The 15,884-nt window shown below is 67.6% G+C and carries 14 protein-coding genes; 8 read left to right on the top strand and 6 right to left on the bottom strand.

Annotated features, from left to right (window positions below):
* Positions 1–44: 44 nt before the first annotated feature.
* From BSP109_RS04355 to BSP109_RS04335, 5 genes are all read right to left on the bottom strand, one after another.
* Entirely contained in the window at positions 45–1,340 is a 1,296-nt protein-coding gene (locus BSP109_RS04355) for a C4-dicarboxylate ABC transporter substrate-binding protein (RefSeq protein WP_101599500.1), read from the bottom strand.
* 147 nt (positions 1,341–1,487) lie between these two features.
* A complete protein-coding gene (locus tag BSP109_RS04350; RefSeq protein WP_101599499.1) occupies positions 1,488–3,041 on the bottom strand; it encodes a TRAP transporter large permease in 1,554 nt (517 codons plus the stop codon).
* Positions 3,042–3,089: 48 nt separating this feature from the next.
* Positions 3,090–3,629 (bottom strand): TRAP transporter small permease, encoded by a 540-nt coding sequence (locus BSP109_RS04345; protein WP_257944552.1) that lies wholly within the window; start codon positions 3,627–3,629, stop codon positions 3,090–3,092.
* A 309-nt stretch (positions 3,630–3,938) separates the two neighbouring features.
* Positions 3,939–5,108 carry an acyl-CoA dehydrogenase family protein gene (locus BSP109_RS04340; protein ID WP_101599497.1) on the bottom strand — a complete coding sequence of 390 codons (1,170 nt, stop codon included), beginning with the start codon at positions 5,106–5,108 and terminating at the stop codon, positions 3,939–3,941.
* Positions 5,109–5,162: 54 nt separating this feature from the next.
* Entirely contained in the window at positions 5,163–6,302 is a 1,140-nt protein-coding gene (locus BSP109_RS04335) for a thiolase family protein (protein WP_101599496.1), read from the bottom strand.
* Positions 6,303–6,456: 154 nt separating this feature from the next.
* On the opposite strand from BSP109_RS04335, the gene BSP109_RS04330 reads away from it, so the two are divergent.
* The 4 genes from BSP109_RS04330 (at position 6,457) to BSP109_RS04315 (ending at position 10,566) form a co-directional block, all read left to right on the top strand.
* Entirely contained in the window at positions 6,457–7,209 is a 753-nt protein-coding gene (locus BSP109_RS04330; protein WP_101599495.1) for an SDR family NAD(P)-dependent oxidoreductase, read from the top strand.
* Between the two features lie 17 nt (positions 7,210–7,226).
* The gene (locus BSP109_RS04325) at positions 7,227–7,925 is read left to right on the top strand and encodes a TetR/AcrR family transcriptional regulator (RefSeq protein WP_101599494.1); all 699 of its coding nucleotides are present in this window, start codon (positions 7,227–7,229) and stop codon (positions 7,923–7,925) included.
* A complete protein-coding gene (locus BSP109_RS04320; protein WP_101599493.1) occupies positions 7,922–8,866 on the top strand; it encodes a nitronate monooxygenase family protein in 945 nt (314 codons plus the stop codon). The genes BSP109_RS04325 and BSP109_RS04320 overlap by 4 nt, the downstream gene beginning before the upstream one ends.
* A 134-nt stretch (positions 8,867–9,000) precedes the next feature.
* Positions 9,001–10,566, top strand: coding sequence for an AMP-binding protein (locus BSP109_RS04315; RefSeq protein ID WP_101599492.1), 1,566 nt, complete (start codon positions 9,001–9,003; stop codon positions 10,564–10,566).
* Here BSP109_RS04315 and BSP109_RS04310 read toward each other — a convergent pair.
* Positions 10,557–11,234, bottom strand: a complete 678-nt coding sequence (locus BSP109_RS04310; RefSeq protein ID WP_101599491.1) for a PaaI family thioesterase — start codon at positions 11,232–11,234, stop codon at positions 10,557–10,559. The genes BSP109_RS04315 and BSP109_RS04310 overlap by 10 nt on opposite strands.
* 221 nt (positions 11,235–11,455) lie before the next feature.
* Here BSP109_RS04310 and BSP109_RS04305 point away from each other — a divergent pair, with 221 nt between their 5' ends.
* The 4 genes from BSP109_RS04305 to BSP109_RS04290 all read left to right on the top strand — a co-directional run bounded on the left by BSP109_RS04305 (position 11,456) and on the right by BSP109_RS04290 (position 15,811).
* The gene (locus BSP109_RS04305) at positions 11,456–12,997 is read left to right on the top strand and encodes an acyl-CoA synthetase (RefSeq protein ID WP_101599571.1); all 1,542 of its coding nucleotides are present in this window, start codon (positions 11,456–11,458) and stop codon (positions 12,995–12,997) included.
* A 68-nt stretch (positions 12,998–13,065) separates the two neighbouring features.
* Positions 13,066–13,857 carry an enoyl-CoA hydratase-related protein gene (locus BSP109_RS04300; protein ID WP_101599490.1) on the top strand — a complete coding sequence of 264 codons (792 nt, stop codon included), beginning with the start codon at positions 13,066–13,068 and terminating at the stop codon, positions 13,855–13,857.
* Between the two features lie 131 nt (positions 13,858–13,988).
* Entirely contained in the window at positions 13,989–14,978 is a 990-nt protein-coding gene (locus BSP109_RS04295; protein WP_101599489.1) for an NADPH:quinone oxidoreductase family protein, read from the top strand.
* 2 nt (positions 14,979–14,980) lie between these two features.
* Entirely contained in the window at positions 14,981–15,811 is an 831-nt protein-coding gene (locus BSP109_RS04290) for an SDR family NAD(P)-dependent oxidoreductase (protein WP_101599488.1), read from the top strand.
* Positions 15,812–15,884: the final 73 nt, after the last annotated feature.

The raw sequence follows: 15,884 nt of genomic DNA, 5'->3' as shown, positions 1-15,884 counted from the left end.
GAGCGCCGCTCGATGGGTGGGACTGCGTGGTGGGACTGTGTGGATCAGGACGGACGGTGGGGGAGGATCACCTCGTCGAAGATCGCCTGGCCGACGGGGCGGAAGTCCGTGTCCTCGTCGAACCACTCGTCGAAGTCCTCGGTCGTGCCCTCGTCCGAGTAGCCCATCTCCTCGATGCGAGTCGCCCACTTCTCGGCCGATTCCTCGACCCGTGCCTGGAGCTCGTCGCCGGCCACGCCGGATTCGGCGAGCTCCGCGCGCTTGTCCTCGCTGAACTGGGCGATCTCCTGCTGGAACTCCTCGGGGATCTGCTCGATCTCACCATCGGCTTCCTTGGCCATGCCGATGGCGACGGAGTTGCCATTGATCGTGGTCATCATCTGGCCGTGGAAGTAGTCGGTGTAGGCATCGAAGATGACCTGCTGGTAGCCCAGGGGCAGGTCGTCGACGCCCGACCCCGCGATGAGGGCGCCGGGGCTGCGGGAGATGCTCGTCTCCGTCATGTATCCGATGTGCGGGGCGACCTCGAAGATGCCGCTCTCCGCAGAGGGGACGAGCTGGCCCAGGGTGCAGTCGACCGTATTGCGCTGGAGCGCCTCGAAGGTCTCCGTGTACTCCATCGACACGGGCGAGGCACCGATGCTGGACATGAGCTCACCCTGCGTCTTGGACGCGATGCGGACCTGGCGGCCGTCGAAGTCGGACTCCTCGACGCCGGGGGTGTTGCACATGGTGTAGTAGCCGCCGGATGCGACGGTGGGAGCGATCGGCGAGATGCCCAGCTCCTCGTACTCGGCGACGATCTCCGGCGTCTGCCACGCGACGTCGGTGGCGACGGCGTTCGTGATCATCTCGCCCATGAACGGCGAGGGATCCAGTCCGCCCAGCGCATCGCCGAGAGCGTTGACCGCGGGGAACTGTGCGGGGTCGTAGACCGGCAGGGTGTAGGCGAGGTCGATGCGGCCGTCGCCCAGGGCGTCGTGGATCTCCGAGTACCCGGCGATCGCCTGGCCCCAGACGGTGTCGACCGTGATCTTGCCGCCGGAGCGCTCCTCGATCGCTTCCGCGAGCACCGTCCCGGACGGCGACTGGACGGACTCCTGGGATGCGGCAGACGGCTGGTAGATGATCTCCACCGGTTCGAGGTCCGCGAGTGCCGCGTCGACGTCCTCCTGGCTGGCACCGGCCTCGTAGGCGCCGGCGGCGTCGCCGCCGCCTCCGCCGCCGCCGCTTCCGGCGGAACCGGCGCAGGCGGTGAGGGCGAATGCGAGTGCACTGGCGCCGGCGACGGCGGGTGCCAGGCGGCGGAGACGCGCGGTGCGCGCTGCGGAGAGGACCATCGTGGTCTCACTTTCTGCCGGGAGGGTCACCCCCGGAAATATCTGCGAACTGGTGGGGCGAGGAGGTGCCGACCGACCGCGTGGCCGGTCGGCACCTCACTGCTGTGTGGCTCTGCTGCGGTGTGGCTGTGTGGCGGTACTGCTGTGCTACTGGGTGGCTGTGGCGCCGGCTGTGCGTTCGAGCAGGTCGGGCAGCCATTCGGTCATCTGGGGGAACGAGATCATGAGGACGAGGAAGAAGACCGCGACGGGCAGGAACCACAGCAGGGACGTGAAGATGTCCTTGAGCGTGATGGTCTGGCCGAGGTTGACTTCCGGATTCTTCGCGATGTTGTGGACGATGAAGGACAGGATTCCCACGGGCGGGGTGATCATGCCCATCTCTCCCAGCAGGACGACGAACACGCCGAACCAGAGCGGGCTGACTTCCATCACGGTCAGGGTCGGCAGGAGGATCGGGATGGTCAGCAGCATCATGGACAGGGTGTCGAAGAACATGCCCATGAAGAGGTAGAGCACGACGAGGACGAGCAGGAAGCCGATCCGGTTGAGGCCGAGCCCCGTGATGAACTCGGTGATGACCGGTGCCAGCCCGGTGATGGCCAGGAGCTTCGTGAGCATCTCCGCACCGATGATGATGAAGAAGATCGCGGCGGTGGAGGAGACGGTGGACACGGCGGCGCGGGACACGTTGCCGACGGGGCTGTCCTTGCGCTTGTACCACAGGGTCAGCAGCATCGCGGTCAGTGCCGCGGCGGCACCGGCTTCGGTGGGGGTGAAGGCACCGGAGAACATGCCGCCGAAGAGGACGATCATGATCAGGGGGAAGCCCCAGATCTCGCCGAGCGACTGGAAGCGCTGGCCCCAGGTGACCTTCTCCTTCTCGACGACGGCGTTCTTGCCGCGGCCCACCAGCTTCGGGGCGAAGATGCCCAGGCAGAAGATGAACAGGCCGAAGGTGACTGCGATGAGGATGCCGGGGACCGCGCCGGCCATGAGCTGGGGGCCCACGGGCACGGAGGCGATGCCTGCGTAGACGACCAGCAGGATCGAGGGCGGGATGAGTCCGCCGGGCAGGCCGGAGACGATGACGGTGCCCACGGCGACGCGCTTGTCGTAGCCGGCGCGCAGCATCTCAGGGATTCCGGCTCGGCCGAGTGTGTAGGTCATGCCGATGGTGGAGCCGGAGACCGAGGCCAGGCCGGCGCCGGCTGCGGTGGTGCCGATGCCGATGCCGCCGGGCAGCCAGGAGAACCAGCGGTCGGTGGCCCGGTAGATGCGGGCGGCCATGCCGGACTGGGCCAGGAGCATGCCCATGAAGATGAACATGGGCAGCACGGAGTAGGTCCAGGAGGAGACCGCATTGAACGGTGAGGTGGCCAGGATGTTCGTCATGGCCGGCACGCCGGAGAGTCCGTAGACGCCGATCAGGCTGGGGATCGCCAGGGCGAATGCCACGGGTACGGACATGAACATCAGGAGGATCATCATCGCCACGCACCACAGACCGGCCACGGGGCCGGACGCGCTGGTGAAGAACCCGGCCAGGCACACGGCCAGGAGGACGAAGCAGACGATCAGCGCGGTCTTGCCGGGCTTGCGGCGGTTGCCCGAGGGCAGGAGGGTGCCCGAGGCCAAGGAGGAGGGCTGCTGGGCACCGGCGGCTGCGGTGCCGTCGGTGGTGAGGTTCGAAGCTGTCATCGTGGGGTCCTTCGCCAAGAGAAGTGGGGGCTCGTCAGTGACGAGGTCTCAGAGTGCGGTCTCGTCGAGCGGTTCGGCGTCGGCCTTCTCGCCGGTGCGGACGTCGATGTCCGGGCTCCCGGTGCGGGCGACGACGAAGATGTCGAGGATGTAGAGCGCGGCCAGGACGAAGAAGACCAGGGGCACGAGGAAGTACACCGGCCACGTGACGATGTCGGTCACACCGGCGGTCGCTCCCATGGACATCTTGTCCATGGCCTCGCGGAAGCCGAAGACCATGAAGCCGATGCTCACGAGAGCACCCATGAGGCAGGCGAAGACCAGGAAGACGTTCTGGACCTTCCGGCCCAGGTTCTCCACCAGCAGGACGACGGTGATGTGCTCCTTCTGCAGGTGGGCCGCCGGAATGCCCAGCAGCGCGACGATCGGCAGGTACCAGTACGACACGATCTCGTTGGTGCCGTAGAGGGGGGAGTTGAGGAAGAAGCGCATGAGCGCGTGCGCGACGACGTGCAGCATCATCGCTACGACGGCGATCGCGGTGAGCACGGAGAGCACTTTGTCCATGCCTGCGTTCACTCGAGTCATTGAAGTCACCTTCGCCTTCATTGGACGGGCAGGCGGGTGTCCGCTGCCCGTTGGTCTTGGATCGGGGTCGGACCGATCACGGCTTCTGTGCCGGGTGCCGATCCAGGGATCGCCGACCTCGGGGTAGAACTTATCGATTGATCACCCAGAGCGCAAGGGGAGACCGTCGAAGAATCGAGGCCTTGCTCAACTTGTGATCTTAGTCGCTCCTGCTGACTGTCGTTCGGACGCACGAAGGGGCGTGCCGATGGCCCGCCCCTTCGTGATCGCAGTGGCGTGGAAGTCAGCGCATCCGGAGTCTCCGGTGCGTCACCGGTCCTGTCGGTAGCGCGAGCGGATGTCCTTGCCGATGATGTGCTTCATGACTTCGGACGTGCCGCCGTAGATCGACTGGATCCGGCTGTCGCGGAAGGCGCGGGCGATGGGGTATTCCAGCATGTAGCCGTAGCCGCCGTGCAGCTGGAGCCCCCTGGTCACGACATCGATCTGGAGGTCCGCGCCCAGCATCTTCGCCTTCGACGCCTCGATCGCGGTGAGGGTTCCCGCGTTCAGCGCGAGGGCGCAGCGGTCCACGAACGCCTCGAGCATGTCGATGCGCGCCTCGAGGTCCGCCAGTTCGAACTGGGTCGCCTGCAGGTCTCCGATCGTGCCGCCGTAGGCCTGGCGGGAGAACACGTACTCGGCGGTCCACTGGAAGGCTGCGCGGGCGCCTGCGAGACCGCCTGAGGCGATCCCCATCCGCTCGTACGGCAGGTTCATCATCAGGTGGATGAAGCCCTCGTTGAGCTGACCCAGCAGCTGCGAGCCGGGGACCCGGACGCTCTCGAAGGACAGCTCCGAGGTGTCCTGGGCCGCGAGCCCCACCTTGTCGAGCTTCCGGCCCTTCGTGAAGCCGGGCGTGCCGTCGTCGACGATGAAGAGGGAGGTGCCGCGGGAGCCGCGGGCATCCGGGTCCGTCCTCGCGACGACGATGACGAAGTCGCAGGTCTGCCCGTTCGTGATGAACGTCTTGGCGCCGTCGATCACCCAGTCGTCGCCGTCCTGGACAGCCTTGGTCCGGATGTTCTGGAGGTCGGATCCCGCTCCCGGCTCCGTCATCGCGATCGCGCCGATCAGGTCGCCGGCCGCGAGCCCCGGCAGGTACTTCTCCTGCAGGTGCCTGCTGCCGAATCCGGTGAGGTATCCGGGAACGATGCCGTCGGACACGCCCCACCCGCTGGTGGAGGACTGGATGCCGCGGCGCGCGGACTCCTCCCCGCGGATCATCTCGAAGCGGTAGTCGGTGACCCCTCCGCCGCCGAACTCCTCCGGCAGCGAGAAGCCGATCACGCCGGCCTCTGCGGCGGCCTTCCACATCGACCGGTCGACGACGCCCTGCTCCTCCCAGCGATCCTGGTGGGGCACGACCTCCCTGTCGAAGAAGGCCGCCACCGTCGTCCGGAAGTCCTCGTGGTCCTCGTTGTAGAGCTCTCGCTTCACTGTCTCACTCCCATGTTCGTGCTCATGCCTGCGTCCTTCACCGGTCTGCCCGGATCAGAGCAGCTCGAGGATCGTCGCGTTGGCCTGTCCGCCGCCCTCGCACATGGTCTGGAGGCCGTACTTGATGCCCTTGTCCTGCATGTGGTGGACCATCGTCGTCATGAGGCGCGCGCCGGATCCGCCCAGCGGGTGGCCCATCGCGATGGCGCCGCCGTTCGGGTTGACCTTCGCGAAGTCGACGCCCAGCTCCTGCTGCCAGGCGAGCGGGACGGTGGCGAAGGCCTCGTTGACCTCGAACACGCCGATGTCATCGACGCTGAGTCCGGACTTCTTCAGTGCCTTCTGCGTCGCGGGGATGGGTGCGGTGAGCATGATGACGGGATCGGTGCCTGCCAGTACTGCCGTGTGGACGCGTGCGATCGGCTTGAGGCCCAGTTCCTTCGCACGGTCGCCGCTCATCATGAGGAGGGCGGAGGATCCGTCTGAGATCTGCGAGGAGTTGCCGGCAGTGACGACGCCGTCCTCCTTGAACACGGTCTTCAGCTTGCCGAGTCCTTCGGCGGTGCCGCCGCGGCGGATGCCCTCGTCCGCGGAGATGAGCCCGTGCTCCGTCTGGACCGGGGTGATCTGCGATTCGAAGGCTCGTGAGTCCGTGGCCGCTGCGGCGCGGGCGTGCGACTCCAGTGCGAGCTCGTCCACCTGCGAGCGGGACAGGCCCCACTGCTCGGCGATCATCTCTGCGCCGACGCCCTGGTTGGGCTTGGCTCCGTAGCGCTCCATGAATCGGTCGCCGTACGGGTTCTTGCCCATCGCGGAGGAGCCCATGGGGTTGCGTGACATGGACTCGACGCCGCCTGCGATGACGATGTCGTACTGGCCGGAGACGATGCCCGCGGCGGCGAAGTGGACCGCCTGCTGCGAGGATCCGCACTGGCGGTCGACGGTGACGCCGGTGACGGTCTCCGGGAAGCCGGCGGACAGGGCCGCGGTGCGCGCGATGTCGCCCGTCTGCTCACCGGCCTGGGTGACGCAGCCCCAGATGACGTCCTCGACGAGCGCTGGGTCGACGCCGGCCGTCTTCACGAGGTCTTCGAGGACGTGGGCGGACAGGTCCGCGGGGTGGACGCCGGACAGCACGCCCTCGCGCTTTCCTGTGGGTGTGCGTCGCGCGGCGACGATGACTGCATCGGTCATGGCTTCTCCTCGGTGAGTCTGATCGAACTTCGTGAATCCGACTGAACGAATGTTCGGTGATTATGTGCCCAGCTTCACATATCCGCCTAAACCAGTCAATATGGACTGGTAATCGTTTTCTAGCGAGCACAGGGCTCGGAGAAGGAGCATCATCATGCAGATCAAGGACCAGGTCGCCTTCGTCACGGGAGGCGCTTCCGGGCTGGGGCTCGCGACAGTGCAGGCGATCGTCGAGCGAGGCGGCAAGGCAGTCGCCTTCGACCTCAAGGGGTCCGACGAGATCGCAGCTCTGGGCGACTCCGTGATCTTCGTCGAGGGCGACGTGACGGACGAAGCGCAGGTGCAGGCCGCGATCGAGCGCACAAAGGAGCTGGGTGACCTCCGCATCGTCGTGAACTGCGCGGGCATCGGCGGTTCGCACCGCGTGGCGGGCCGGAAGGGCGCCTTCCCGCTCGACCAGTTCACGAAGGTCGTCACCGTCAACCTCATCGGCACCTTCAACGTCATCCGTCTGGCCTCGGTCTTCATGCAGGACATCGATCCGGTGGGCGAGGAGCGCGGCGTCATCGTCAACACGGCGTCCGCAGCGGCGTTCGACGGGCAGATCGGGCAGGCGGCCTACTCCGCATCGAAGGGCGGCATCGTGGGTATGACCCTGCCGATCGCCCGTGACCTCGCGTCGTCGAAGATCCGCGTCATGACGGTGGCGCCCGGCATCTTCCACACACCGCTCATGCTCGGTGCGTCGGAGGAGACGCTCAACTCGCTGGGCGAGCAGGTGCCGCACCCGTCCCGCCTGGGCGTGCCCGCCGAGTACGCGCTCATGGCCGCGCAGATCGTGGAGAACCCCATGCTCAACGGCGAGACCATCCGTCTGGACGGCGCCATCCGCATGGCTCCGCGCTGATCGGCAGCCCGATCGACGTGCACGAGAACACCGCCGCCGAGGTCCCGGCCGGTTCGGGGAGCAGTCCCGCCCCAGCCGGCCTGGGCCTCGGCGGTGAGCACGGCCTCGGAGACCAGCACGGCCTCGGCGGTGGTCAGGAGCGCGGTCGGATCGCGAAGGACGCGATCCTCGCCGCGGCGATGGACTGCCTGCTGGAGGACGGGTACGCGGCGACGACGACGCTCCGCGTCCAGCAGCGGGCGGGGGTGTCGCGGGGCAAGCTGCTGCACCACTTCCCGTCGAAGCGGGTTCTCATCGCGTCTGCGGTGAAGCGGCTCATGGAGGACCGGATGGACGCGGCGCAGGAGTCGGACTTCGCCGACGCACCGGCCGCGGACGACGTGCCCTCCCGAGTGCAGTGGGCCGTGCGACGCATGTGGGAGACGTTCTTCGCGGAGAATTTCTGGGCCGCTATGGAGACGTGGATCGCCGCACGGACCGATCCGGAGCTCGCGGGAGAGATCGTCGACCACGAACGGCGGGTGCTGCGGCGGGTGCGTGAGACCTCGGCGAAGTCATTCGGTGAGGCGGTGTCCGCTGCGCCCGGGTTCCCCCGCACGCTCGACCTCGTGTTCACGAGCATGCGCGGGATGGCTCTGACCTACACGTTCTCCGGCCGCGACCACCGCACCGAACCGATGCTCGACACGTGGACGGAGGCGTTCCTCGCGCGATGAGTACGATTCCTGACCTCTCCGGGCCCGAACTCTCCGGACTCCGACTGCCGCTGATCGTCGCCCCCATGCTGCGGGTGTCCGATCTGCGGCTCACGTCCGCAGCGCTGCGTGCGGGGGTCGTCGGGTCGTTCCCCACGCTCAACGCCCGGTCGGAGACCACTCTGCGGGAGTGGTTGGACGAGCTCGGGCGGGTGCAGGACGAGTCGACCGGCCTTCTGTGCCCCAACCTCGTGATGGCCGATGCCGATTCCGTGCGTCACGCGCACCTGATCGCCGCATCCTCCGCACGCATGGTGATCACGTCAGTGGGATCGCCCGTACCGGTCGCTCCTCTGTTCGCCGAGGCCGGGATCGCCGTGTTCGCCGACGTCGCCACGGTGGCGCACGCCCGCAAGGCGGTGGCGGCGGGCGCCACCGGCCTCGTTCTGCTGACCGCCGGGGCCGGAGGGCAGACCGGGTGGCTCAATCCGTTCGCGTTCATCACCGCGGTGCGCGACTTCTTCGACGGGCCCGTCGTGCTCGCCGGAGGCATGACAGGCGGGAGGAGCATCGCGGCGGCGCGCGTGGCCGGCTATGACCTCGCCTATTCCGGCACCCCCTTCATCGCGAGCAGCGAGAGCCCCGCCTCAGAGTCCTATAAGCAGGAGATCGTGGAATCCGACCCGGACGGGATCATGCTCACGAAGGCCTTCACCGGTCTCCAGACGAACATGCTGACGCAGTCGATGCGAACGGCGGGGGTGGACCCGGAGTCGCTCGACGAAGGCGTCACACGGGAATCTGCGGCAGAGCTCTTCGGCAACCGTGCCAGGGGGATCGGCCCCAAGCGCTGGGCGGACATCCACTCTGCCGGGCATTCGGTGGCGGGCGTGCGCGGCGTGCGGTCCGTCGAGCAGATCGTCGACGACTTCGCCCGCGGATACGACCGGGCCCGTGCATAGGGGCCTGGTCTCATCCACCCCTGAACCCATTCACCCCTGGCCCGTTCCCACCTGAACTTATTCCCACCTGAACCCATTCAGCTGGACCACTCCAGTACGAGACCTGGACCATTCCAGCACGAGACGGAGGATCAATGGAGATCGCAGCACACCTCACAGGCCCGACACTCGCCTCCCAGTTCCGGCGCGTCCTCGAGCGCTATCCGGACCGGGTCGCCTTCAAGGAGGATCGCGGGGAGAAGACCTATGCCGAGGTCCTCGACCTGATCAGTCGCTATCAGGCGGTGCTCTCGGACGCGGGCCTGCGCCGCGGAGACGGGATCGCCGCGCTGGGCGCCAACCGCTTCGAGGTCTGGGCACTGGGCGCTGCGGTGCAGTCGCTGGGCCTCTACGCCACGTGGCTGCATCCGATGGGCGGGGTCTCGGACCAGATCTTCCAGATCGAGGATGCCCGGGTGTCGGCACTGGTCGTCGATGAGCTGCATCATCCCGAGCGGGGTCGTGAGCTCATCGAGTTCGCTGCCGGCGCCGGGCTCACCGCGTGGTCGTTCGGCCCCGCGGAGTTCGTCGGGGACCTGGAGTACGCCGGGGACCTGGAGACCGCCGCGGCGCAGGCGGGACCGCAGTCCTTCCGGGAAGAGGGACGGCCCGACGATCGGGCGATCATCAACTACACGGGCGGCACCACGGGTCGGCCCAAGGGCGTGACACGGCGGCAGTTCAACATGGGTCCGTCGACCGCGGACATCCTCGCGGACTTCGAGCTCCCGGCCTCGCCCCGCTACCTCTTGATCGCGCCCATGAGCCACGTGGCGGGCACGAACATCACACCGACTCTGGCCAGGGGCGGCACGGTGCATCTGATGAACGGGTTCGACCCCGCGGCCGTCCTGGAGACGATCGAGCGGGAACGGATCAACTTCACGCTGTTCGTCCCCACCATGATCTACGCCCTGCTCGACCACCCGGACCTGGACGCGCGCGACACGTCCAGCCTCGAGTACGTGCTCTACGGCGCCTCACCCATGTCGGAGTCCAGGCTGCGGGAGGGGCTGGAGCGGATCGGTCCGGTGTTCGGGCAGCTCTACGGCCAGACCGAGTGCTATCCGATCTCCGTCCTGTCGCGCGAGGATCATCAGAATCCGGCGCGGCTGCTGTCCTGCGGCAAGCCGGTGCAGTCGGTCGACGTGCGGATCCTCGACCCGATGGGTGAAGAGGTCCCGCTGGGCGAATCCGGAGAGTTGTGCATCCGCGGACGCGGGGCGATGGACGGCTACTGGCAGCGCGACGACCTGACGGCGGAGACCATCATCGACGGGTGGCTGCACACCGGAGACATCGCGCGGAAGGACGAGGAGGGATACCTCTACATCGTCGATCGGAAGAAGGACATGATCATCTCCGGCGGCTTCAACGTCTACCCCCGCGAGGTCGAGGACGCGCTGGCCACGCATCCGGCGGTCGCCCAGATGGCGGTGTTCGGTGTACCCGACGAGAGATGGGGCGAGCAGGTGACCGCGGCTGTGGTGCTGCGAGCCGGTCACTCGGTCGAGCCGGACGAGCTCATGGCGCACGTCAAAGACCTCAAGGGTGCCGTGCAGGCGCCCAAGCAGGTCTTCTTCGTCGACAGCCTTCCGCAGACAGCGGTCGGCAAGGTCGACAAGCGCGCTCTGAGCGACCAGGTGGTCGGTCAGGAATGAGGTCGGGAGAGATCCTGGGGCGCAGGGCGGGGAGTCTGAGCCTCGCGGGGGCTGATCCACAGGCCGTGGGCCCGAGCGCTGGGTGCGCCGTCGACCAGGATCTCGCCGGACATGAACCGCTTGCGGCCCTCGACCCGGTCGATCCGTCCGACGACCCGCACGGGACGGTCGAGCGGGGTCGCGGCGTCGTACGTGATGGTGAGCTCGCGCGTGTAGGAGGCGGGCAGGCCGATCGAGTGCGCGGCATTGCCCAGGACCTGGTCGAGCATGAGGGCGACGATCCCGCCGTGCACGCGGGCGGGCGGTCCTTGGTACTGGAGGGGGAGCGCCACGTCGCTCACCGATTCGTCGCCTTCGCGGCGGATGGCCATCGGCGGGGCGAGCGGATTGACAGCGGAGGTGATCGGCGTGAGGTCCTGTGGGAAGCTGCCGCTGCGCGGGTGCGGGTCGTCGACCGTGACTGCTGCGGGATCGGCGGCGGCCTCGAGCAGACGGGTCGCGAGCGAGCGGACCGTCTCCGCCAGCACCGCGTCGTCAGTCTCGCTCACGAGCGCGTGCGCGAGCGATCGGGTGAGCCCGGCCGAATGCTCCGCGAACGGGGAATGCTCCGCGAACGGGGAATGCTGGGCGACGGCAGAATGCTGTGCGGCGGGGGAGCGCTGTCCCATGGTGGTCCTCTCGAGTTCATCCGGGCCGTGTTCGTTCGGCCCGTGTCCGTCCCGCCCGTGTCCGGTCCGGCGTGGAGCCGCTGGTGGGGACGGGGGCGCGGACGATCCTTGTCTGTGGTTCAGGATCCCGCTAGGGTCCTGAGCAAACGTTCACTCAAATTGAGTGTAGCGTCAGGAAGAACCGTTATCGGCACATCGACCGTCACAGGGAAGTGATCACGATGTATCCAGGAGTCCACGCAGCTACGCACCCGGACAAGCCCGCTCTCATCATGGCGGACACGGAAGAGGTCCTCAGCTACGCGCAGCTCGAGGAGCGTTCGCTCCGGCTGGCGAACCACTTCAGGTCGCTCGGGCTGGAGCCCGGAGACCACGTGGCGATCGTCGCGGAGAACCGCTTCGAGATCGTCGAGGTGCTGTGGGCCGCGCTCCGGTCCGGAACGCTCATCACCGCGGTGAATCGCCACCTCACCCCGGACGAGGCCTCGTACATCGTCCACGACTGCCAGGCGAAGGCGGTCCTGCTCTCCAGCGGCCTGGAGAAGGTCGAGGAGCTCGCCGGGCTGTGCGCGGACGTCGACCACCGCATCTCGATCGGCGAGCCCCTCGAAGGATTCGATTCGTACGAGGACGTGCTCGCCGCTGCGGACGATGTGAAGCCGGACTACGAGCCGCGCGGGGACGACATGCTCTACTCGTCGGGGACGACCGGCAGGCCCAAGGGGATCCTGCCGGAACTCAAAGACCAGCCGGTCGACGACCCCAATGTTCCGCTCGTGCAGCTGTTCACCCAGGTCTACGGCTTCGACGCCGACACCGTCTATCTGTCGCCCGCCCCGCTCTATCACGCGGCACCGCTGCGCTACGTCATGACGACGCACGCACGGGGCGGCACCGCCGTGATCATGCCTCGCTTCGATCCGGAGGAGGCGCTCGCCGTCATCCAGCGGTACCGCGTCACGCACTCGCAGTGGGTGCCGACGATGTTCATCCGCATGCTCAAGCTCCCGCAGGAGGTGCGCGACTCCTACGATGTAACGTCCATGCAGTACGCGATCCATGCGGCGGCTCCGTGTCCTGCCGAGGTGAAGAAGCGGATGATCGAGTGGTGGGGGCCCGTCATCTATGAGTACTACGCGTCGACGGAAGCTGCGGGCCTCACGCTCATCAGCTCCGAGGAAGCGCTGCGCAAGCCAGGCTCCGTGGGACGTGACGGATACATGGGCACCATCCATGTCTGCGGTCCGGACGGGGAGGAGCTGCCTGCAGGGGAGACGGGACTCGTCTACTTCGAAGTCGCGGAGGGACGGACGCCCTTCGAGTACTTCGGGGACGAGGCGAAGACGGCCGAATCCCGCCATCCCGACCATGGCACGTGGGTGACGACCGGCGACATGGGGTGGATCGACGAAGACCGCTACCTCTTCCTCGCTGACCGCACGAGCTTCCTCATCATCACCGGCGGGGTGAACATCTACCCGCAGGAGATCGAGAACGCGCTCGCCCTCCATCCGGACGTCCGTGATGTCGCGGTCGTGGGCGAACCGGACGAGGAGCTGGGCGAGATCGTCGTCGCGTACCTGGAGCCCGAGGACCACGTCGAGCCGTCGCAGGACCTCGGCGGTCAGGTGCGGGTCTGGCTGGACGGCCGCCTGTCGAACTTCAAGATCCCACGCCGCTTCCACACCATCGAATCGCTGCCGCGCACCCCCACGGGCAAGCTCGTGAAGAGACGCCTCGACCCCACGCTGGCGCGCAGCTGAAACGCACCCCTGTACCCCTGTACCCCAGTCCCACGCTCACCTGAATCCAGCACTCGAGAGGAACACACATGACCGACACCGCTGAGAAGCCCGTCCTCGTCTCCACCGACGAACGCGGCGTCATGACCATCCAGCTCAACCGCCCGCACCGTCTCAACGCGCTCGTGCTCGCGAGTGTCGCGACCGTGAGGAAGGCGCTCGAGGACGCGCAGACCGACGACTCCGTCCGCGCGATCGTGCTCACGGGCGACGACCGCTCGTTCAGCTCCGGCGCGGACCTGCAGGCGAAGGCCGAGGCCGAGGGCGAGTCGTCCGGCAGCCTGTTGGACGACGTCAACGAGATCATCATGCTGCTGAAGGATTCGTCCGTGCCGACCGTCGCCGCAGTGTCCGGTGCCGCCGCCGGAGTGGGCTGCTCGCTCGCGCTCGCGACCGACTACGTCGTGATGAATGAGGAGTCATTCTTCATGCTCGCGTTCACGAAGATCGGGCTCATGCCGGACGGTGGAGCCTCCGCCCTCGTGGCGGCCTCCGCAGGCCGTCACCGCGCGATGCGGATGGCACTCACCGCGGAGCGGGTCCACGGTGCCAAGGCGCTGGAATGGGGACTCGCGAGCGAACTCGTCGAGGACTCCTCCCCGCTCGAGCGCGCGCAGGAGGTCGCCGCATCCTTCGCCGCAGGAGCACCGCTGTCGATGGCGGCCACCCGTCAGGCGATCAACGAGATCGCGCTGCCGACCCTGCGCTCCGACCTCAACCGCGAGGTCGTCGGCCAGACGCACCTGCTGGGGACCGAGGACGCGCAGGAAGGCGCCACGGCGTTCCGCGAGAAGCGGGCACCCCAGTACAGGGGCCGCTGACCCGACCAGCCATCACCAGCTGCACCAAGCCGATCCTGCTGCACCAAGCCAATCCTGCTGCACCAATCCGATCCTGCTGCACCAAGCCAATCCTGCACAGTTCCAGCCAATGCGCTTCCCGAAAGGAATCTATGAAAGCCGTACAGGTCACCACTCTCGACGGTCCCGACTCCCTCTCCGTCGCCGAGGTCGAAACACCCGCCCCCGGACCGGAAGAGGTCCTCATCGAGGTCGCCTATGCAGGCGTCACCTTCCCGGAGCTGCTCCAGACCCGGGGCCTCTACCAGATCAAGCACGAGCTCCCCTTCACACTCGGTTCCGAAGCGGCCGGCGTCATCTCTGCAGTCGGCGACGGGGTGAAGGACCTCGCCGTGGGTGACCGCGTCGCCACGATCGCAGGCAAGGGCGGCTACGCCGAGGTGCTGACCGCGCCGGCGAACGCGACTGTGAAACTGCCGGACTCGGTGTCGCTGTCCGCCGCGGCGGGCATGCCGATGAACCTGCTGACCGCAGACTTCGCACTGCGCGTGCGCGGACGGCTGGAAGCCGGGCAGACCGTGCTCGTCCACGGTGCCGCAGGCGGACTGGGCACCGCGCTCGTCCAGGTCGCAGTCGCGATGGGCGCGACCGTGATCGGTGTCGTGTCCACAGAGGAGAAGGCGGAGACCGTCCGGTCCCTGGGTGCTGAGCACGCGGTCCTGAGCGACGGCTTCAAGGACGCGGTGAAGGAGATCGCGCCCGGTGGCGTCGACCTCGTCGCAGACCCGGTCGGCAACCCGAAGGAGGGCGACCGGTTCACCGACTCGCTGCGCTGCCTGAACACTTTCGGAACCGTGCTCGTGCTGGGCTTCACCGCCGGCGAGATCCCCCAGGTCAAGGTCAACCGCCTCCTCCTCAACAACGTGGGCGTGGCCGGCGTGGGCTGGGGCGCGGCGTTCGCGAAGGACCGGGGCCTCATCGCCCGCCAGTGGGAGGCGATGTGGGACCACCTCGTCGCGGGCAGGCTGGATCCCGTCGTCCACGGGACCTACACCCTCGAGCAGGCCGGTGAGGCGATCAAGGAGCTCGAGACGCGCAGCGTGCACGGCAAGGTGCTGCTCCAGGTACGAGAAGAGGCCTGACGATGACCGATGCACAGCAGAATCCGGCGACCGGGGCCTCGGCGACGGGACAGGCGGCAGGCGCAGCAGCCGTCGGGCTCGACCTCACCGGCAAGGTGGTCGTGGTGACCGGCGGCAACCGGGGCATCGGCCTCGGGATGGCGCGGGGCCTGGTGCAGGCCGGGGCCTCGGTCGCGGTGTGGGGACGGAATGAAGAGGTGAACGCGGCGGCGGTCGCGGAGCTGCGGGGGCTGGGTGGCGACGCCGAGGCGTTCGCCTGCGACGTGGCCGACGAGGCCGACGTCACCCGGTCGATGGCCAGCACCCTTGAGCGGTTCGGTCGACTCGACACCCTCATCGCCAATGCCGGTGTGTCCGGCGCGTACGGGCGGCTGCACGAACTGTCGGTCGACGACTGGCGGCGCGTGTCCTCGGTGAATGTCGAGGGCGTCATCCTCAGCTGCCAGGCCGCGGTGCGCGCGCTCATGGAGCAGGGGGAGGGCGGCTCGCTCGTCCTCGTGTCCTCGCTGGCGGGCATCGAGGCACCCACCCGGAACACCCTGTACGGGGCGACGAAGGCCGCGGTCCTGTCGCTCATGCGGGGCCTCGCGACGGAGTACGCGCGGGAGGGGATCCGCACGAACGCGATCCTGCCCGGGTGGATCGAGACGGAGATGACGGAGGGTTCGGTCGACAGCCAGAAGTTCACCGACAAGGTGATCTCGCGGGTGCCCTTCCGCAAATGGGGCACGCCCGAGGACTTCGCGGCGGCCGCGGTGTTCCTCACGGGATCGGGCTCGTCGTTCGTCAACGGTCAGCAAGTGGTGATCGACGGCGGCTACACAGTATTCTGAGTCACATCCAGATTCTGAGTGACATCCAGGATCTGAGTCACATCCAGAATCCTGTCCCACGATCAACGCACCG

It is taken from the genome of Brevibacterium sp. Mu109 (assembly GCF_900169375.1).
Taxonomy (GTDB): Bacteria; Actinomycetota; Actinomycetes; order Actinomycetales; family Brevibacteriaceae; genus Brevibacterium; species Brevibacterium yomogidense_A.
Note: the sequence above shows the minus strand (reverse complement) of the source record. Positions and strands in the feature narration are given on the sequence as shown.